Here is a 19,553-nt window from a genome sequence, read left to right on the forward strand (position 1 = left end):
CGGTCAGGCGCTCCAGCTCAGCGCCCGGCCCGCCCGCTCGTAGTGCCGCGCCAGCTCGGCGTCGATCCGCGCGGCCCGCTCCTCGGTGAGCGTCACGGCCGGATCCTGCCACTGCCGCGCGCCGAGCATTCGGTGCCGCAGGCCGTTCGGCGGGTGGGTGGCGAACAGCGAGGTTTCCTCCCGGACGGTGAGCTGGCGTTCCAGCGACAGCCGCTCGGCCGCCGCGTCCAGCGCGCGCCCCGTCTCCACCCGCCAGGTGTCCGGCCCGTGGCCGCCGCGTACCGCGTTGCGCACCGCTGTGGCCACCGAGTCGGTCCGCAGCGTCGTGTCCAGCAGCCGGGTCGCGCCCGCCGTGCCGCCGGCGCGGGCGGCCATCTCGTCGGCCAGGTACTCGGCCCGCTGACTGTCGCGCAGCGCGGTGGCGACGAGCACCACGTGCCCGGCGAACAGCAGCCGGGACAGCGTCCAGGAGGCGAGGTGCCCGAGCCACTCGCCGACCATCACCAGCAGCCCGCCGCCGTCGGACCCGCCCCGCGGCCGGAACAGGTCGGCGGCGTTGCCGAGCATGGTCAGCGCCGGCTGGGTCACCGGCCCGCGGCGTACGTCGCCGTTGACGAAGTGGCCCAGCTCGTGGCCGAGCAGCGCGACCCGCGACGGGCCGTCCAGCGCGCCCCACAGCGGCAGACCGAGGCCGAGTACGCGCCGCCGCCGCAGCCCCACCGCTGTCGCGTACGCGTTGATGCCGCCGTCGACGCCGATCACGTGCGGCACCGGCGCGCCCACCGCCGACGCCACCTCCCGGACCAGCGCGTGCAGCTCCGGCGCGTCCCGTTCGGTGAGCACGTCCAGGTCCGGGTCGACCCGGCCGAAACGCGGGCGTAGCGCCACCGCCAGCGCGATCAGCGCCACGCCGCCGACCACGGCGAGGTTCGGGAAGGGGTACGCGAACAGCAGCCACACCCCGGCCACCGCGAGTCCGGCCACGCCGAGCAGGAGGAGCACCGAGATGCCGGCGACGAGGACGCCGGTGAGCCCGCGCCCGGTCGACTCCAGCGGCCGGCCGGCCAGTGCGGCGTACTGCTGACGGGTCAGCCGTGCGGCGAGCCGGTGGGTCCGCCGGTCGATCCACGACCAGCCGAACTCCGGCGCCTGGCGGCCCGCGTCATAGGTGTCGAGGTTCCAGTCGCATCCGGCGCACCACGGCAACGCCCCGTCCAGCGACACCGGCGTCGCGCCGCATCGCGGACAGGCCCCCGTGCCCGTCGTCTTGATGATCACGAGCGCTGATCCTGTCCGGTTCGCACCGGTGCCGGTACCGGCCGTTCGGACGAGGACAGGGCTCGCGCCGGTCTTCCGCCGTTCCCCGTCGCAACTCCCCGACCAGGTCTAATGTGGAGAAGAGTGACTATTTGCGCCGTTCCGGTGGCGGACGGGCGGTTCGCGGTGCACAGTGATCGCATGAGCGACGACGGAAGTGGTGGGCACTACTACTGGTGCACGCGACACCACCGGGTCGAGACCGATGCCGACGTGTGCCCCGCACGGCATGTTCTCGGACCGTACGCCTCAGCCGCCGACGCGGACAACGCCCTGCAGACGGTGCGGGAGCGGAACGACGCGTGGGACGCCGAGGACGCCCGTTGGGCCGGGGAGGGCCGCTAGACGGCGCGGGAGGGCCCGCGTCGAGGTGATCCGTGCTCCGCGAGGGCGAGAGCACGTCCCCAGGAAAGGGAACCGAGATGGCCGAAGCACAGCAGGCCACCCGCCCGGCCGCGAAACGGACGACCGCGAAGAGGACCACCGCGGGCAGGTCGACCACGGTCACCAAGGCGTCGCCGAACGCCTCGGGTGCCGGCGCCGGACGGACGCCGGCGAAGAAGGCGGTGGCGAAGAAGGCGGCCGCCAAGAAGGTCGTGTCGGCGGTCCGCAGGGCCCCGGCCACGAAGGCCACCACCAGGACGACCGCCAAGAAGACCACCGCGAAGAAGGCAGGCACCCGGACGGCGCCGGCCGGCCGGGCCACCGCCAAGAGCGCGCCCGCCAAGAAGGCCACCGCCAAGAAGACGACAGCGAAGAAGACCACGGCGGCGAAGAAGACCACCGCCGCCCGCAAGAGCACGGCGGCGAAGTCGACGGTTACCGCGCGCAAGAGCACCACCGCGAAGAAGGCGCCGGCCCGCAAGACGACGACCGCGAAGAAGACGGCGGCGGCGACGAAGGCGACCGGAGCGCGGAAGGTCACCGCGGCGGCGAAGAAGACCACCGCCGCCAAGAAGACCACAGCGGCGAAGAAGGCCCCGGCGAAGAAGACCACGGCCTCGACCCGCCCCACGGCGCGCAAGGCGGCGGCCAAGAAGGCGCCCGCGCGCAAGACCACCACCGCGCGCAAGACCACCACCACGGCGAAGAAGACCACCGCCGCGAAGAAGGCGCCCGCCCGCAAGACCACCGCCGCCAAGAGCATCGCCCGGAAGGCGCCGGCCCGCCGCGCCTGACCCCCGCCGCCCTCCCGCGCGGCGCCGGGCGGACACGGCGCTCGCCCCGGAGGGCGGAACGAGCGGGGCGCTGTCAGGATTGACGGCGTGGTGATCCGACGCGTACTGGCGCCCCGTATCGACTTCGGCGCGCTGCGCCGCGAGCTGGGACTGCCCGAGAGCTTCCCGGCCGCGGCGCAGCGCGAGGCCGACACGGCCGCCGCCGCGCCGCCCCCGGCAGTCGCCGACCGGACCGACGTCCCGTTCGTCACCGTCGACCCGGCGACCTCGCGCGACCTCGACCAGGCCATGCACCTCACCCGCCGTCCCGGCGGCGGCTACCGCGTCCGGTACGCGATAGCCGACGTCCTGACGCACGTACGCCTCGGTGGTGACCTGGAGGCCGAGACGTGGCGCCGGGGTCAGACGGTCTACCTGCCTGACGGCAACGTGCCGCTGCACCCGCACACGCTCAGCGAGGGTGCGGCCAGCCTGCTGCCCGACGCCGACCGGGCCGCCGTGCTCTGGACCGTCGACCTGGACGCCGACGGCGGCACCGTCGCGGTCACCCTGGAGCGGGCGCTGGTGCGCAGCCGGGCCAAGCTCGACTACGGCGGCGTGCAGCGCGACGCCGACGCCGGCCGGCTGCCCGAGCCGATCGCCCTGCTGCCCGAGATCGGTGCGCTGCTCACCGCCCGGGGCCTGAGCCGGGGCGCGATCAACCTGCCGCTGCCGGAGCAGGACGTCGAGCCCGACGGCGACGGGTGGCGGCTGGTGCTGCGCGGCCCCGGCCCGATGGAGGAGCACAACGCCCAGATCTCGCTGCTGACCGGGATGGCCGCCGCCGACATCATGCTGGCCGGCCGGATCGGGCTGCTGCGCACCATGCCCGGCCCGCGCCCGGAGGCGGTCGAGCGGCTGCGGCTGGCCGCCGGACCGCTCGGCGTGCCCTGGCCGGACGGCACCCCCGTGGGTCAGGTGCTCGACGGGCTGGACACCTCCCAGCCCCGGGTCGCCGCCTTCGTCGACCAGGCCGCCGAGCTGATGCGCGGCGCGGCGTACACCGCCTTCGACGGTGAGCTGCCCGAGCAGCCCGGGCACGGCGGGGTGGCCGCCGCGTACGCGCACGTCACGGCGCCGCTGCGCCGCCTGGCCGACCGCTACGCCACCGAGGTCTGCCTGGCGCTGCACGAGGGCCGCGAGGTGCCCGAGCAGGTCCGGGCGGCGCTGCCGAAGCTGCCCGAGGTGATGGCCGCGACCGACCGGACCGCTGGAGCCGCCACCCGGGGCGCCGTGGAACTGGCCGAGGCGGTGCTGCTCGCGCACCGGGTGGGGGAGACGTTCGAGGCGGCGGTGCTCGACGTGGACGAACCGCGCCCGGCGGGCAACGGACGCCCCGGCCGTCAGCCCGGCGGCACGATCGCACTGGACGAGCCGCCGGTGCGCGCCCGCTGCACCGGCGAGCTGCCGCTCGGCGAACGCGTCCGGGTACGCCTCACCGCCGCCGATCCGGCCCAGCGCCGGGTCGCCTTCGAACGGGCGTGACCAGCGCGGCGATTGTCACAGCGACGGGATGCACCGCACGCCGCCGCGCTTTGCGAGGATGAGCCCATGGCTTACGACGCGACCACGCTGCCCGACGTCTCCGGGCTGACCGTCGGCATCATCGGTGGCACCGGCGACCAGGGACGGGGGCTCGCCTACCGGTTCGCCCGGGCCGGGCAGACGGTGCTGATCGGCTCCCGCACCGCCGAGCGGGCCACCCAGGCCGCCGCCGAGATCGCCGCCCTGCCCGGCGTACCGGAGGGCGCCGTCGTGTCCGGCGGCGACAACGAGGACGTCGCCCGGCGCAGCGACGTGGTGATCGTCGCGGTGCCGTGGGACGGGCACGCCGCCACCGTCGCCGCGCTCGCCGAGCCGCTGGCCGGCAAGATCGTGGTGGACTGCGTCAACCCGCTCGGCTTCGACAAGCAGGGCCCGTACGCGCTCACCGTCGCCGAGGGCAGCGCCGTGCAGCAGGCCGCCGCGCTGCTGCCCGAGTCCCGGGTCTGCGCCGCGTTCAACCACGTCAGCGCGCCGCTGCTGGCCGACCCGGAGATCGACCGGATCGACCTGGACGTGCTGATCTGCACCGAGGACCGGGAACTCGTGGGCGTGGTCGGCGCGCTGGCCGCGCGGATCCCCGGCATGCGGGGCATCTACGCCGGGCGGCTGCGCAACGCCCACCAGATCGAGGCGTTCACCGCCAACCTGATCGCGATCAACAAGCGCTACAAGGCGCACGCCGGCATCCGGGTAACCGACCTCTGACGTGCCGCGCCGTCGCCGCCCACGCCGTCGCGTGGACGGGCGGCGCGTTCGGCGCGCCGATGGCGCGTGTTAAGAAGGGGCCCCTCCTCTACGCGAGGCGTTAAGAAGGGGCCCTTCCTTACACCCTCAGAACGTGTGCTCGGCCGCCGGGAACTCCCCGCCGCGTACCTCGTCGGCGAACCGGCGGGTGGCGTCGGTGAGCGCGCCGGCCAGGTCGGCGTAGCGCTTCACGAAGCGCGGCGCCCGGCCGGTCCGCAACCCGGCCATGTCCTGCCAGACCAGCACCTGCCCGTCGGTGTCGGGCCCGGCCCCGATGCCGACGGTGGGGATGGGCAGCTCGGCGGTGACCCGCTTGGCCACCTCGCCCGGCACCATCTCCAGCACCACCGCGAACGCGCCCGCCTCGGCCACCGCGCGCGCGTCGGCGAGCACCTCCTCGGCCGCCTCGCCCCGGCCCTGCACCCGGTAGCCGCCGAGCGTGTGCTCGCTCTGCGGGGTGAAGCCGATGTGCGCCATCACCGGGATGCCCGCGCCGGTGATGGCCTCGATCTGGGCGGCGCAGCGCCGCCCGCCCTCCAGCTTCACCGCGTGGCAGCCGCCCTCCTTCATGAACCGCACGGCGGTGCGCAGCGCCTGCGCCGGGCCCTCCTCGTACGAGCCGAACGGCAGGTCGCCGACGATCAGCGAGTGCTTCGTGGCCCGCACCACGGCGCGCACCAGCGGCAACAGCTCCTCGGCGGTCACCGGCAGCGTGGTCTCGTAGCCGAAGACGTTGTTCGCCGCCGAGTCGCCGACCAGCAGCACCGGGATCCCCGCCTGGTCGAAGATCGAGGCCGTGTACTGGTCGTACGAGGTGAGCATCGCCCACCGCTCGCCGCGCTCCTTGGCGGCGATCAGGTCGCGGGTGCGTACCCGCCGGGTGGCCGGCCCGCCGTAGAGGGCGGTCACCTCGGCCGGGGTGGACTCCACCATGACAATCTCCTTCCTCGAGGCCGCGCACGCGGTCCCCGGGTTCCCCGCGATCGTCGCACCGGGCGGCGGGCCGCGGGCAGGTCGCAGTGGAGGATGTCACTCCCCGGCCGGGCAGCGATCAGCCGTCCTCGCGCCACCGGTTGGTGATCGGCAGCCGCCGGTCCCGCCCGAACGCCTTCATGGAGATCTTGGTGCCGGGCGCGGACTGCCGCCGCTTGTACTCGGCGGTATCCACCATCCGCAGCACCTTGTCCACCACCGCCGGGTCGTGGCCGGACTCGACCAGGCCGTCGCGGCCCAGGTCGCCGTCGACATAGCCGATCAGGATCGGGTCGAGCACGTCGTAGTCGGGCAGCGTGTCGCTGTCGAGCTGGCCGGGGCTCAGCTCGGCCGACGGCGGCTTGCCGATCGAGTTCTCCGGGATCGGCGGGGTCTGCCCGCGCCGGGCCGCGTCCGCGTTGCGCCACTTCGCCAGCCGCCACACCAGCGTCTTCCAGACGTCCTTGACCGGGTTGTAGCCGCCCACCGAGTCGCCGTACAGCGTCGAGTAGCCCACCGCCAGCTCGCTCTTGTTGCCGGTGGTGAGCACCAGGTGGCCCTCCTGGTTCGACAGCGCCATGAGGATCACGCCGCGTACCCGGGCCTGGAGGTTCTCCACCGCCACCCCGGACAGCGACATGTTCGCCAGGAACGTGTCCACCATCGGCTGGATCGGCTCGACCCGGTAGTCCAGGCCGGTGCGCTTCGCCAGGTCCTCGGCGTCGGTGCGGGAGTGCTCGGAGGAGTGCTGGCTGGGCATCGAGACGCCGACGACCCGCTCCGGGCCGACCGCGTCCACGGCGATCGCGGCCGCCACCGCCGAGTCGATGCCGCCGGACAGGCCGAGCACCACCGAGGGGAAGCGGTTCTTGTCGATGTAGTCGCGCAGGCCCAGCACCAGCGCGTGCCACACCTCGGCCTCGTCGGCGACCGGCTCGATGATGCCGCCGTCCGCCGCCGGGCCGGACGGCGCGGCCGGGATCGTGGGGATCTCGTGCCGGGCCACGCGCATCCCGTCGGTCAGCGGACCGGTCCCGCCGGGCGTGCCGGCCGCCGCCGGCAGTTCCAGGTCGTGCACCAGCAGGTGTTCGACGAACTGCGGCGCCCGGGTCAGCAGCGTGCCGTCCGCGGCGACGATCATCGAGTCGCCGTCGTAGACCAGCTCGTCCTGGCCGCCGACCATGTTCACGTACGCGACGGCGGCCCCGGCCTCGGCGGCACGCCGGCCGACCAGCGGCAGCCGTACGTCGTCCTTGTTCAGCTCGTACGGCGAGCCGTTGATGCTCAGCACCAGCCCGACGCCCGCCTTCCGGGCGACCGCGAACGGGCCGCCGGCCTGCCACAGGTCCTCGCAGATGGTCAGCGCCACGTCCACGCCGCCGACGCGCACCACGGTGAGCGTGTCGCCGGGGACGAAGTAGCGGTCCTCGTCGAAGACGCCGTAGTTGGGCAGGTGGTGCTTGAAGTAGGTGGCGACCACCTCGCCCCGGTGCAGCACCGCCGCCGCGTTGCGGGCGCCCCGGCCCGGCTCGGCGTCGGAGCTGACCTGCGGGGGCCCGTCCGCGTCCAGATAGCCGACCACCACCGGCAGGTCACCGAGACCGTCGGCGGCCAGATCGGCGGCGAGCCGGTGCAGCGCGGCCCGGGACGCGGCCACGAACGAACGGCGGAACACCAGGTCCTCGACCGGGTAACCGGTGAGCATCAGCTCGGGGAACAGGACGAGCTGGGCACCGGCGTCGGCGGCCCGGCGGGTCCACGTGCGGACCAGGCCGGCGTTGCCGGCGAGGTCGCCTACCGTCGGGTTGACCTGGCACAGGGCGAGACGCAGGGTGGGCATGTCTCCATCTTCCCCCAGCCCTCCGGGCCGAATCCGACAGGTCGCGGGAGACCGGGGCGGCGCCGCGCGTGTCCCGGCCGACCGGACACGGCGGGACGGCCGGCCGGGGGAGGGCGTAACGTCGGCGTAACGAGCCCGGTGGAGACTGGGCGGTCAGGCCCGGCCGGCCCGACCGGTGCGGACGTAAGTGTCACGAGGGGTGGAAGTGGACCGTCAGCAGGAGTTCGTCCTCCGCACGCTGGAAGAGCGGGACATCCGTTTCGTCCGGCTGTGGTTCACCGATGTGCTCGGCACGCTCAAGAGCGTCTCGGTGGCCCCGGCGGAGCTGGAAGCCGCCTTCGAGGAGGGCATCGGCTTCGACGGTTCAGCGATCGAGGGTTTCGCCCGGGTCTTCGAGTCGGACATGGTCGCCATGCCGGACCCGACCACGTTCCAGGTCTTCCCGTTCGAGGGCGGCGTCAGCGGCGAGAGCGCCCGGATGTTCTGCGACATCATGCTGCCCGACGGCAGCCCGTCCTGGGCCGACCCGCGGCACGTGCTGCGCCGGATGCTGTCCCGGGCGGCCGACAAGGGCTTCACCTTCTACACCCACCCCGAGATCGAGTTCTTCCTGCTGGAGAACGGTCCGCAGGACGGCTCGGTGCCGATCCCGGTGGACACCGGCGGCTACTTCGAGCACACCACGCACGCCGTCGCGCGGGACTTCCGCCGCCAGGCCGTGCTGGCGCTGGAGCGCATCGGCATCTCGGTGGAGTACAGCCACCACGAGGTCGCCCCCGGCCAGCAGGAGATCGACCTGCGCTACGCCGACGCGCTCACCACCGCCGACAACATCATGACGTTCCGGCACGTGGTGAAGGAGGTCGCGCTCTCCACCGGCGTGCAGGCCAGCTTCATGCCGAAGCCGTTCACCGACCAGCCGGGCAGCGGCATGCACACGCACCTGTCGCTGTTCGAGGGGGAGCGCAACGCGTTCCACGACGCCGGCGACCCGATGAAGCTGTCGAAGGTGGCGAAGTCGTTCATCGCCGGGCTGCTCACCCACGCCCGGGAGTACACGGCGGTCACCAACCAGTGGGTCAACTCGTACAAGCGGCTGTTCCCGCAGGCGCTGCCGGACCGGATCACCGAGAGCCCCGCGTACGTCTGCTGGGGTCACCTGAACCGGTCCGCGCTGGTGCGGGTGCCCGCGTACGGCAAGCCGAACTCGGCCCGGGTCGAGGTCCGCTCGCTGGACTCCGCGACCAACCCCTACCTCGCGTTCGCGGTCATGCTCGGCGCCGGCCTCAAGGGCATCGAGGAGGGCTACGAGCTGCCCCCCGGCGCCGAGGACGACGTCTGGTCGCTGAGCGGCGCCGAGCGCCGGGCCATGGGCTACGAGACGCTGCCGGAGAACCTGTCCGAGGCGATCGACGTGATGGCCGAGTCCGAGCTGGTGGCCGAGGTGCTCGGCGAGCACGTGTTCGACTTCTTCCTGCGCAACAAGCGCTCCGAGTGGGAGCAGTACCGGCGCGAGGTCACCCCGTACGAGCGGCAGCGCTACCTCTCGCTCTAGATCGTTGTGGCGCGGTGCCGCTATCGTCTGCGGCACCGCACCGGCACCCCCGCCGGGCGGCGTGAGCCGGGGAGGCGTTGGTGCTGGGAGATCTGCTCGACGGGGCGTGGCAGAGCATCGTGTTCGGGATCGTCGGGGTCGCCCTGATGGCGGCCGGGTTCCTGCTCGTCGACCTGCTCACCCCGGGCAAGCTGCGGGAGCTGATCTGGGTACGCCGCAACGGCAACGCCGCGCTGCTGCTCGCCGCCAACCAGCTCGGCATCGCCGGCATCGTCTTCACCGCCATCCTGACCAGCTACAGCTCGTTCACCAAGGGGATCGCGTCCACAGTGGTCTTCGGGCTGATCGGCCTGCTGGTGATGGCGCTCGCGTTCCTGGTGCTGGACCTGCTCACCCCCGGCCGGCTGGGCGACGTCATCGCCGCCGACGAGCCGCACCCGGCGGCCCGGGTCAGCGCCGCCACCCACTTCGGCGCCGCGCTGATCGTCTGCGCCTGCATCGCCTGAGCGGTGTCGTACCCCCGGGTTAGCGTCCGGGGGTGAACCGTACCGACCGCCTCTACGCCCTGGTCGAGGAGCTGCGGGCGGTCTCGCCGCGCCCGCGTAGCGCGAGCTGGCTGGCCCGCCGCTTCGAGGTGAGCACCCGCACCGTCGAGCGCGACATCTCCGCGTTGCAGGGCGCCGGGGTGCCGATCTGGGCCGAGCCGGGCCGCACCGGCGGCTACGTGGTCGACCGGGCGCGCACGCTCCCGCCGGTCAACCTGACAGCGGCCGAGGCGGTGGCGATGGCTGTCGCGTTGCACCGGCTCGGTGGTTCCCCGTTCGCCCCGGCGGCCGGGGCCGCGCTGCGCAAGCTGGTCGCGGTGATGCCGCCCGCCGCGGTGGCCGAGGCGCACCGGCTCGCCGGCCGGGTCCACCTGGTCGGCGACGGGCCGGGCACGCCCGTCCCGGCCGCCGTCGCCGACGCGGTCCCCGCCGGGCGGGTGCTGCGCCTGCGGTACGCCGACCGCGGCGGCACGGATTCGCTGCGCGACGTGGAGCCGCTGGCCTACCTGGGCAACTCCGTGCACTGGTACCTCGTCGCCTGGTGCCGGCTGCGTGACGGCGTGCGCTGCTTCCGCACCGACCGGATCGTGTCGGTGCGTCCGCTGGCCGAGCCGGTGACCCGGGAGTGGCGTCCCGGCGATCTCGATGTGCCGGTCGACCGGGTGCGCCCGCTCACCCTGGTCTGATCCGGTGGAAACACCGACAGGTCCGATCCGGTGGAAACACCGACAGGACGCTGTCGTGGCCCGGCCTCAGGCTGAATCCTGACGACGTCGGCCGACCGCCGGCGCGAATCCCAGGAGGAAGCATGTCCAGTACGCCCGTGACCTGGTTCGAGATCGGCTCCGACCGCCCCGACGAGGCGCAGCGGTTCTACGCCGAGATGTTCGGCTGGAGCTTCGAGCGGGGCGGCCCGGGTGGGTCGTACCGGCAGACGACGGCCGGCGGTGAGCGGGGGATCGGCGGCGCGATCCGGGGCACCGACGACGGCAACTACGCGACCTTCTACGCCCAGGTGGCCGACGTCGCGGAGACCTGCCGCCGGGCGGAGAAGGCCGGTGGCACCGTGCTGACGGCGCCGGTGACCACGCCGGCCGGCCTGGTGCGTGCCATGCTGCGTGACCCGTCGGGCAACCTGTTCGGCATCTTCAGCCCGCCCGCCGAGGGCTGAGCGCGCGCCCTTGCTCCCGGTCCGGCCGGTCGCCGGCCGGGAGCAAGTCGTTGCGGGCGGTGCAATCCGTTGCGCCCGTGTCTACTGTGAACCTCTGGTTTCGGGTGATCGAAGCTGGTAACTTCCTGGCACCACGCGTCGCAAGTTCTTGCAACGCCTTCATCCCCTTGCGCCCATCGTGCGGGCGTGGGTGTCAGGAGAGCGCCATGAGGGGCACCACCACCACCACCAACCGCCGCCGCTGGGGAGCGCTCGCGCTCGCCGCCGGCATGCTCGCCGCGCTGCTGCCGTACACCGCCGCCGCGGCGGCGAACACCGTCACCGTCTACTACCAGCCACCGGCCGCCTGGGGCACGTCCGTCAACATCCACTACGGCGTGGACGGGCAGGGCTGGACGCCGGTGCCCGGTGTGCCCATGGACGGTGCCTGCGCCGGCTGGCGCCGCAAGGTCGTCGACCTGGGCGGCGCCGCCGGCCTCCAGGTCGTGTTCACAAACGGCAGCGGCGTCTGGGACAACAACGACGGCGCCAACTACCGCCTCGGCACCGGCACCGTGACAGTCGCCGGCGGCCGGGTCGGCACGGGCGACCCGTGCGGCACCGCATCCCCGACGCCGAGCCCGTCCGCCACGGTCGCGCCGAGCCCGACGCCGTCCGGCGCCGCCGGGAACACCGCCGAGGTCTGGTACCACCTCACGCCGCGCGGCTGGACCGCCGCGAACCTGCACTACCGGCCCACCGGCGGCGCCTGGAGCACCGCCCCGGGCGTCGCCATGGAGACGCGCTGCGCCGGCTGGGCCCGCCGGGTCGTCGACCTCGGCACGGCCACCGGCCTGACCGCCGCGTTCAACAACACCGCCGGGGCCTGGGACAACAACGGCGGCGCGGACTACACCCTGGGCGCGGGGCGCAGCGTCGTCGACAACGGCCGGGTCACCGCCGCCGCCGCGGACCCGTGCGCGCCCGCCACCCCGGACACCACGCCGCCGTCCACGCCCGGTGGCCTCACCGCCGTCGCCGACGGCTTGGCGGTCACCCTGACCTGGACCGCCGCCACCGACGACCGGGGCGTCACCGGGTACGAGGTGAGCCGCACCGGGGGAGCCGGCGGCACCACGGTCACCAGCACCACCACCCGGCACGTCGCGTACGACCTGCGGCCCGATACCGCGTACACCTGGACCGTGCGGGCCCTCGACGCGGCCGGCAACCGGTCGGCGGCGAGTGCGCCCGCCTCCGCGACCACCGGCGCCCCGCAGACCGGCGGCGTCCCGCTGGGCGGCGACCCGCGCGAGGACACCATCTACTTCGTGATGACCGCCCGGTTCGCCGACGGTGATCCTGCGAACAACCGCGGCGGCAGCCAGCACGTCGCCTCCGGCAACGCGGCGAACGACGACCCGATGTTCCGGGGCGACTTCAAGGGCCTGGTCGACAAGCTCGACTACATCAAGGCGCTGGGCTTCTCGGCGCTCTGGATCACCCCGGTGGTGCTCAACCGCTCCGACTACGACTACCACGGTTACCACGGCTGGGACTTCTACCGGGTGGACCCGCGGTTGGAGAGCGCCGGCGCCTCCTACCAGGACCTGATCAACGCGGCGCACGCCAAGGGCATCAAGATCTTCCAGGACGTGGTCTACAACCACAGCTCCCGGTGGGGCGCGAAAGGCCTGTTCACGCCCACCGTCTACGGCACCCGCGACGACCAGTGGAGGTGGTACTACGACCAGCCGCAGGCCGGCCGGGAGTACGACCCGACGGTCGAGGCGACGGGGAACGACCCGGCGCTCACCCCGGCGCAGAACGCCAAGGCCAAGGGCCGGCCGTACAACGGCGACGTGTGGTCGTCCGCCGCGCCCGCCGGCAACCAGTGCCTGAACTGGGGTACGCCGACCGGCGGGCGCAGCCCCGAGGGCTACACGCTCTACCAGTGCCAGTGGCCGGTCCCGACCAGCAAGCTCTTCCCCGCCGACAAGTACCACCAGTGCTGGATCGGCAACTGGGAGGGCGAGGACTCGCGCAGCTGCTGGCTGCACGAGGACCTGGCCGACTTCAACACCGAGAACGCCGCCGTGCAGCAGTACCTGATCGACGCGTACAACAGGTTCATCGACATGGGCGTGGACGGCTTCCGGATCGACACCGCCGTGCACATCCCCCGGGTCACCTGGAACCGGCGCTTCCTGCCCGCCATCCAGGAGCACGCGGTCGCCCGCTTCGGCGAGAAGGGCAAGGACTTCTACGTCTTCGGCGAGGTCGCCGCGTTCGTCAACGACAAGTGGAACCGCGGCTCGGTCAACCACTCCGCGCAGTTCTTCACCTGGTCCGAGCGCAAGGAGTACAGCCCGGACGACGTACGCGCCGCGATCGAGCAGTACGACCACGAGCAGCTGATCGGCCCGAACGGGCAGCCCACCACCGACAACGCGTTCCTGCGCGGCAACGCGTACCACGCGCCGGACCGCTCGCGGTTCTCCGGCATGAACGTGATCGACATGCGGATGCACATGAACTTCTCCGACGCCGGCAACGCGTTCGGCAACGGGAAGGACTCCGACGACAGCTACAACGACGCCACGTACAACGTCGTTTACGTCGACAGTCACGACTACGGGCCGAACAAGTCCTCCACCCGGTACACCGGCGGCACCGACGCCTGGGCGGAGAACATGAGCCTGATGTGGACGTTCCGCGGCATCCCGACGCTCTACTACGGCTCGGAGATCGAGTTCCGCAAGGGCGCCCGGATCGACTGCGGGCCGAGCTGCCCGCTCGACACGACCGGCCGGGCCTACTACGGCGACCACCTGGCCGGCACCGTCACGGCCAGCGACTTCGGGGTGGTCGGCTCGGCCGCTGGGACGGTCGCCACCACGCTCGCCCAGCCGCTGGTGAAGCACGTGCAACGGCTCAACCTGATCCGGCGGGCAGTGCCGGCCTTGCAGAAGGGGCAGTACTCGACCGAGGGCGTGAGCGGCGCGATGGCCTACAAGCGGCGCTTCACCCAGGGCGCGGTGGACAGCTTCGCGCTGGTCACCGTGTCCGGCGGCGCCACCTTCCGCGGGGTGCCGAACGGCCGGTACGTGGACGCGGTCACCGGTGACGTGAAGACGGTCACCGACGGCACGCTCACCGCCGCGGTCGGCGGCAAGGGCAACCTCCGGGTCTACGTGCTGAACCTGCCCGGCAACCCGGCGCCGGGCAAGATCGGCGCGGACGGGCCGTACCTGCGCTGACACGCGCGCGGCGGGGGGGGGGGGGGGGGGGGCCCCCCCCCCCCCCCCCCCCCCCGGGGGGGGGGGGGGGCCCCCCCGGGGCCCCCCCGCGGGCGGGGCCGCCCCGGGGGGGGGGGGGGGGGCCCCCCCCCCCCGCGCGCCGGCCCCCCCCCGCCCCCCGCCCGCGCCCCCCCCCCCCCCCCCCCCCCCCCCCCCCCCCCCCCCCCCCCCCCCCCCCCCCGCTGCGGTCGGTCAGTCGACTCAGCTGAAGGAGTCGCCGCAGGCGCAGGAGTTGCCCGCGTTCGGGTTGTCGATGGTGAAGCCCTGGGCGTCGATCCGGTCGGCGAAGTCGATGGTGGCGCCGGTCAGGTAGGGGGCGCTCATCCGGTCGACGACGACCTCGACACCGTCGTAGTCGGTGACGACGTCACCGTCGAGCGAGCGCTCGTCGAAGAACAGCTGGTACCGCAGGCCGGAGCAGCCACCCGGCTGCACCGCGACCCGGAGCCGCAGGTCGTCGCGGCCCTCCTGCTCGATCAGGGCCTTGACCTTCTGCGCCGCGACGTCGGTGAGGACGACGGTGCTGGGGGCCTTGGCCTCGGTCGACTCGGTCTGCGCTGGCGTGGTCACGTGGAAGTCTCCCTGCGCGGTATAGGTCCGGACGTCCTGGCCAACGCCGCACGTCCGCCAGTGATTCCCGGTGTGGTCCGTCTTTCGATCGTACGCCGCCTCCGGCGCCACCACCCGGCGGCGTGAGCAGCGGAACCGGTCAGCGGCTCCATTGCCGGGCCAGCCGGGCGCCGAGCGCGCGCAGCCCCTCGGCCGGGCGGGTCATCGCCGCGTCCACTCCCCCGTGCTCCTCGCCGCCGAAGTGCTCGACCAGGCTGTGTGCCTCGGTCACCCCGGCCGCGGCGGCCTCCCGCCGCCCGGTGCTCACCCGTCCCGCCAGCACCACGCAGGGCACGCCCCGGTCCCGGGCGGCCCCGGCCACGCCGGCCACCACCTTGCCGCGCAGCGACTGGTGGTCGAACGAGCCCTCGCCGGTGATCACCAGGTCGGCGGCGTCGAGCGCGGCGTCCAGCCTCACCGCGCGGGTGACCAGCCCGATGCCGGACTCGCACCGGCCGCCCAGCGCCAGGACCGCCGCGCCGAGACCGCCGGCCGCACCGCCGGACGGCAACGCGCCCAGCCCGGACGGGCAGCCCGGCAGCCGCTCGGTGAGCACCTGCGCCCAGCGGGTCAGCGCGGCGTCCAGCAGCAGCACGTCGGCCCGGTCGGCACCCTTCTGCGGGCCGAAGACGCTGCTCGCGCCGTGCAGCCCGAGCAGCGGGTTGTCCACGTCGGTGGCGGCGACGAGCGTCACGCCGCGCAGCCGGGGCTCGCCGTCGAGCGCGGCCACCTCGGCCAGCGCCGCGCCGCCGTACGGCAGGGCCCGGCCCGCGCCGTCCAGCGGCGTGACACCCAGCGGTACGAGCATCCCCGCGCCGCCGTCGTTGGTGGCCGAGCCGCCCAGCCCCACCACCACAGTCCGCGCGCCCGCCTCGACCGCGGCGGCGACGAGCAGCCCCAGCCCGTAGGAGGTGGTGGCCTTCGGGTCACGTTCGGCGGCGGCGAGCAGGTGCAGTCCGCACGCCTGCGCGCTCTCCAGGTACGCCGTGCCGTCGTCGGTGAGCAGGATCTCACCGGCGGCCGGGCGGCCCAGCGGGTCGACGGTGGGCACCGGCAGCCGGCGTCCGCCGAGTGCCCCGGCGAGCACGTCGACGAACCCCGGCCCTCCGTCGGCCAGCGGCCGGACCAGCAGTTCGTCGCCGGGGGCGACGTCCCGCCAGCCCTCGGCCACCGCGGCGGCCACGTCGGGGGCCGGCAGCGTGCCGGCGAACTTGTCCGGGCAGAGCAGCACGCGCATGCGCAGCAGTGTGGCAGGCCACATCCGACGCGGCTGCGGCGCGGGCGCGCTGTGCGACCATGGGGGGCGTGACTTCGACCTGGGTTGAGCCGTCCAACACCGCCACGGCGCTGCTGCTCCTCGGCCGCGGCAGCGACCCCGCCACCGAGCGTGGCGTGGAGTGTCCGGGTGATCTCCCCGCTCCGAGCGACCCCGGCCTGGTGGCCCGCGCCGCCGCCGCGAAGGCCGCGCTCGGCACCAAGGTGTTCGTCCTGGGCCACCACTACCAGCGCGACGAGGTGATCCAGTTCGCCGACGTGACAGGCGACTCGTTCAAGCTGGCCCGGGAGGCGGCGGCCCGCCCGGACGCGGAGTACATCGTCTTCTGCGGCGTGCACTTCATGGCCGAGAGCGCGGACATCCTCACCTCGGACGCGCAGAAGGTGATCCTGCCCGACCTCGCGGCCGGCTGCTCGATGGCCGACATGGCGGTGCTGTCGCAGGTCGAGGCCGCGTGGGACACGCTCACCGATCTGGGCATCGCGGCGGACACCGTCCCGGTGACGTACATGAACTCCTCGGCCGACATCAAGGGCTTCGTCGGCCGCAACGGCGGCGTGGTCTGCACCTCGTCGAACGCCAAGCGGGCCCTGGACTGGGCCTTCGAGCAGGGCCGCAAGGTGCTGTTCCTGCCCGACCAGCACCTGGGTCGCAACACCGCGGTGCTGGAGATGGGCTTCTCGCTCGACGACTGCGTGCTCTACGACCCGCACAAGCCGAACGGCGGGCTGACCCCGGAGCAGCTGCGCGACGCGAAGATGATCCTGTGGCGCGGCCACTGCTCGGTGCACGGACGGTTCACGCTCGACAGCGTCAACGACGTGCGCGAGCGGGTGCCGGGCGTGAACGTGCTGGTGCACCCGGAGTGCCGCCACGAGGTGGTGAACGCCGCCGACCTGGTCGGCTCGACCGAGTTCATCATCCGGACCATCGAGGCGGCCCCGGCCGGCTCGGCGTGGGCGGTGGGCACCGAACTGAATCTGGTCCGCCGGCTCGCGCTGGCCCACCCGGACAAGCAGATCATGTTCCTCGACCGGGCGGTCTGCTACTGCTCGACGATGAACCGCATCGACCTGCCGCATCTGGTCTGGGCACTGGAGGAGCTGGTCGCCGGTCGGGTGGTGAACCAGATCACCGTCGATCCGGCGACCGCTCGACACGCCCGGTCGGCGCTGGACCAGATGCTCGCGCTCCCGGGAGCTTGATCACCGTCGGTGACGCAGCTGGCACGGAAACGCACCTGACACCCCGGTTCGTGCCCTCGCTGGCGATGTGACCGATTCCATTTCCGTCACGGAGGGCTATGCTGCCGGGGCGACGACACACGCGGCCCGTTTTCCCATGACCGCGTTCCGGGTAGCGATGAACTTCGTGCACCCATCACTAGACACGGCAGCACCCAACGCGCTGGAGGTTGCGTTGACCGACGACGTCCTGGTCGTACACGGAGGTACTCCGCTCGAAGGGCGGATCCGCGTGCGCGGCGCGAAGAACCTGGTGTCCAAGGCGATGGTGGCCGCCCTGCTGGGCGACACACCCAGCCGGCTGTTCGACGTGCCACGCATCCGTGACGTCGAGGTCGTCCGCGGCCTGCTCGGCCTGCACGGCGTCAAGGTCAGCGACGGCGACGAGGAGGGCGAGCTCGTCTTCGACCCCTCGAACGTCGAGAGCGCCAGCACCGACCAGATCAACGTGCACGCCGGGTCCAGCCGGATCCCGATCCTGTTCTGCGGCCCGCTGCTGCACCGGCTCGGCCACGCCTTCATCCCCGACCTGGGCGGCTGCCACATCGGCCCGCGCCCGATCGACTTCCACCTCCAGGCGCTGCGTGAGTTCGGCGCCACCGTCGAGAAGACGCCGGAGGGACTGCACCTGTCCGCGCCCAACGGGCTGCACGGCACGAAGTTCTCGCTGCCGTACCCGAGCGTGGGCGCCACCGAGCAGGTGCTGCTCACCGCGGTGATGGCCGAGGGCGTCACCGAGCTGCGCAACGCGGCGGTCGAGCCGGAGATCGTCGACCTCATCTGCGTGCTGCAGAAGATGGGCGCGATCATCAAGGTGCACACCGACCGGGTGATCGAGATCCAGGGCGTCAAGAAGCTGCACGGCTACACCCACCGGCCGATCCCGGACCGGATCGAGGCGGCGAGCTGGGCGGCGGCGGCGCTGGCCACCCGCGGCCACGTCGAGGTGCTGGGCGCCCAGCAGGCCGACATGATGACCTTCCTGAACATCTTCCGGTCGGTCGGCGGCGAGTACGAGGTCACCGACCTGCGCCCGCCGCGCGGCGGCAGCCCCGGCCAGGAGGGCGGCATCCGGTTCTGGCACCCGGGCGGCGAGCTGAACGCGGTGGCGCTGGAGACCGACGTGCACCCGGGTTTCATGACCGACTGGCAGCAGCCGCTGGTGGTCGCGCTCACCCAGGCCCGTGGCCTGTCGATCGTCCACGAGACGGTCTACGAACAGCGGCTCGGCTACACCGAGGCGCTGAACACGATGGGCGCCAACATCCAGGTCTACCGGGACTGCCTCGGCGGCACCCCGTGCCGCTTCGGCCGGCGCAACTTCAAGCACTCCGCGGTGATCGCCGGGCCGAGCAAGCTGCACGCGGCCGACCTGGTCATCCCGGACCTGCGGGCCGGTTTCAGCCACCTGATCGCGGCGCTGGCCGCCGAGGGCACCTCCCGGGTGTACGGCGTGGACCTGATCAACCGGGGCTACGAGGACTTCGAGGCCAAACTGGCCGACCTCGGCGCGCACGTCGAGCGTCCCTGACCGTCCCGCCCGCCCGACCCGGCCGCGTCCGGTGCACCCGTGATGTGCACCTGGCGCGGCCGGTTGGCTACCCTTGCCGCGTGCCGTCGCTGTTTCGCCGCAAGTCCGCCGACCTCGTCGAGGATTCCGTCACCACTGTGACGGCCGACGAGGAGTCCGCCGCCGCCCGCCCCCGGGGCTACACGCCCAGCAAGAAGGAGCTCGGGCAGGTCACGCCGAAGCGTCCGGTCGCCGGCCGCCGGCCGACCGCGCCGGCCAAGCCGCTGACCAAGGAGGAGGCCCGCGCGCAGCGTCGCGCCGCCCGCGCCGAGGCGGCGGCCGAGTTCCGCCGCGAGGGCGGCCCGCGTGACAGGGGCCCGGAGCGGCTGCTGGCCCGCAACGTGGTCGACTCCCGGCGCACGATCGGCACATGGTTCTTCGGCGGCGCGCTGATCGTGCTGTTCGGCTCCAACCAGGCCATGCCGCCGATCGTGCGGCTGCTGTCGAACGTGCTCTGGGGCGCGCTGGCCCTCGGCGTGCTGATCGACTCGGTGCTGATCTCCCGGAAGATCAAGCGGCTGGTCCGCGAGCGCTTCCCCAAGAGCACCGAGAAGCTCGGCTCGCTCTACTTCTACGCGATCATGCGGTCGATCACGTTCCGCCGGATGCGTGCGCCCGCACCCCGGGTGAACATCGGCGACAAGGTCTGACCGACCCCGGACCGGCCCTT

General features: G+C 73.2%; 17 protein-coding genes. 12 read left to right on the forward strand and 5 right to left on the reverse strand.

What is annotated here, in order from left to right; genetic code table 11:
• Window positions 1-3: 3 nt before the first annotated feature.
• Window positions 4-1,224, reverse strand: coding sequence for a M48 family metalloprotease (locus tag ACGFIA_RS21025; protein ID WP_393261522.1), 1,221 nt, complete (start codon window positions 1,222-1,224; stop codon window positions 4-6).
• A gap of 234 nt (window positions 1,225-1,458) precedes the next feature.
• Here ACGFIA_RS21025 and ACGFIA_RS21030 point away from each other — a divergent pair, with 234 nt between their 5' ends.
• The 4 genes from ACGFIA_RS21030 to npdG all read left to right on the forward strand — a co-directional run bounded on the left by ACGFIA_RS21030 (window position 1,459) and on the right by npdG (window position 4,784).
• Window positions 1,459-1,662 (forward strand): hypothetical protein, encoded by a 204-nt coding sequence (locus tag ACGFIA_RS21030; protein ID WP_018787041.1) that lies wholly within the window; start codon window positions 1,459-1,461, stop codon window positions 1,660-1,662.
• Window positions 1,663-1,739: 77 nt separating this feature from the next.
• Window positions 1,740-2,495, forward strand: coding sequence for a histone (locus tag ACGFIA_RS21035; RefSeq protein WP_357474743.1), 756 nt, complete (start codon window positions 1,740-1,742; stop codon window positions 2,493-2,495).
• A gap of 87 nt (window positions 2,496-2,582) precedes the next feature.
• Window positions 2,583-4,019 (forward strand): RNB domain-containing ribonuclease, encoded by a 1,437-nt coding sequence (locus tag ACGFIA_RS21040; RefSeq protein WP_357474740.1) that lies wholly within the window; start codon window positions 2,583-2,585, stop codon window positions 4,017-4,019.
• 66 nt (window positions 4,020-4,085) lie between these two features.
• The gene (gene npdG, locus ACGFIA_RS21045; protein WP_355015308.1) at window positions 4,086-4,784 is read left to right on the forward strand and encodes an NADPH-dependent F420 reductase; all 699 of its coding nucleotides are present in this window, start codon (window positions 4,086-4,088) and stop codon (window positions 4,782-4,784) included.
• A gap of 126 nt (window positions 4,785-4,910) precedes the next feature.
• On the opposite strand, the gene panB is transcribed toward npdG, so the two are convergent.
• Window positions 4,911-5,756: a 3-methyl-2-oxobutanoate hydroxymethyltransferase gene (panB, locus tag ACGFIA_RS21050; protein WP_047891539.1), complete on the reverse strand. Its 846-nt coding sequence runs from the start codon at window positions 5,754-5,756 to the stop codon at window positions 4,911-4,913.
• Between the two features lie 118 nt (window positions 5,757-5,874).
• Entirely contained in the window at window positions 5,875-7,635 is a 1,761-nt protein-coding gene (locus ACGFIA_RS21055) for an NAD+ synthase (RefSeq protein WP_357474737.1), read from the reverse strand.
• A 205-nt stretch (window positions 7,636-7,840) separates the two neighbouring features.
• Here ACGFIA_RS21055 and glnA point away from each other — a divergent pair, with 205 nt between their 5' ends.
• The 5 genes from glnA (at window position 7,841) to ACGFIA_RS21080 (ending at window position 14,145) form a co-directional block, all read left to right on the forward strand.
• Complete coding sequence (gene glnA, locus ACGFIA_RS21060; RefSeq protein WP_357380518.1) at window positions 7,841-9,190, forward strand: type I glutamate--ammonia ligase; 1,350 nt, start codon at window positions 7,841-7,843, stop codon at window positions 9,188-9,190.
• Window positions 9,191-9,270: 80 nt separating this feature from the next.
• Window positions 9,271-9,696 (forward strand): DUF350 domain-containing protein, encoded by a 426-nt coding sequence (locus ACGFIA_RS21065; protein WP_357380520.1) that lies wholly within the window; start codon window positions 9,271-9,273, stop codon window positions 9,694-9,696.
• 32 nt (window positions 9,697-9,728) lie between these two features.
• Window positions 9,729-10,421, forward strand: coding sequence for a WYL domain-containing protein (locus ACGFIA_RS21070; protein ID WP_357380522.1), 693 nt, complete (start codon window positions 9,729-9,731; stop codon window positions 10,419-10,421).
• Window positions 10,422-10,543: 122 nt separating this feature from the next.
• Entirely contained in the window at window positions 10,544-10,906 is a 363-nt protein-coding gene (locus ACGFIA_RS21075; RefSeq protein WP_357380524.1) for a VOC family protein, read from the forward strand.
• Between the two features lie 206 nt (window positions 10,907-11,112).
• A complete protein-coding gene (locus tag ACGFIA_RS21080) occupies window positions 11,113-14,145 on the forward strand; it encodes a carbohydrate binding domain-containing protein (protein ID WP_357380526.1) in 3,033 nt (1,010 codons plus the stop codon).
• Window positions 14,146-14,385: 240 nt separating this feature from the next.
• On the opposite strand, the gene erpA is transcribed toward ACGFIA_RS21080, so the two are convergent.
• Together erpA and ACGFIA_RS21090 are read right to left on the reverse strand one after the other, a co-directional pair.
• Window positions 14,386-14,754: an iron-sulfur cluster insertion protein ErpA gene (erpA, locus tag ACGFIA_RS21085; RefSeq protein WP_269704820.1), complete on the reverse strand. Its 369-nt coding sequence runs from the start codon at window positions 14,752-14,754 to the stop codon at window positions 14,386-14,388.
• Window positions 14,755-14,893: 139 nt separating this feature from the next.
• Window positions 14,894-16,054 (reverse strand): glycerate kinase, encoded by a 1,161-nt coding sequence (locus ACGFIA_RS21090; RefSeq protein WP_357476631.1) that lies wholly within the window; start codon window positions 16,052-16,054, stop codon window positions 14,894-14,896.
• A 44-nt stretch (window positions 16,055-16,098) separates the two neighbouring features.
• On the opposite strand from ACGFIA_RS21090, the gene nadA reads away from it, so the two are divergent.
• From nadA to ACGFIA_RS21105, 3 genes are all read left to right on the forward strand, one after another.
• Window positions 16,099-17,274 carry a quinolinate synthase NadA gene (gene nadA, locus ACGFIA_RS21095; protein WP_357380601.1) on the forward strand — a complete coding sequence of 392 codons (1,176 nt, stop codon included), beginning with the start codon at window positions 16,099-16,101 and terminating at the stop codon, window positions 17,272-17,274.
• Between the two features lie 214 nt (window positions 17,275-17,488).
• On the forward strand, window positions 17,489-18,844 hold the full coding sequence (gene murA / locus ACGFIA_RS21100) for a UDP-N-acetylglucosamine 1-carboxyvinyltransferase (RefSeq protein ID WP_357380599.1): 1,356 nt from the start codon (window positions 17,489-17,491) through the stop codon (window positions 18,842-18,844).
• 80 nt (window positions 18,845-18,924) lie between these two features.
• On the forward strand, window positions 18,925-19,533 hold the full coding sequence (locus ACGFIA_RS21105; RefSeq protein WP_357380596.1) for a DUF3043 domain-containing protein: 609 nt from the start codon (window positions 18,925-18,927) through the stop codon (window positions 19,531-19,533).
• The last annotated feature ends 20 nt before the right edge of the window (window positions 19,534-19,553 follow it).

The sequence above is a fragment of the Micromonospora sp. NPDC049203 genome (genome assembly GCF_043197215.1).
In the GTDB taxonomy this organism is placed as follows: Bacteria; Actinomycetota; Actinomycetes; order Mycobacteriales; family Micromonosporaceae; genus Micromonospora.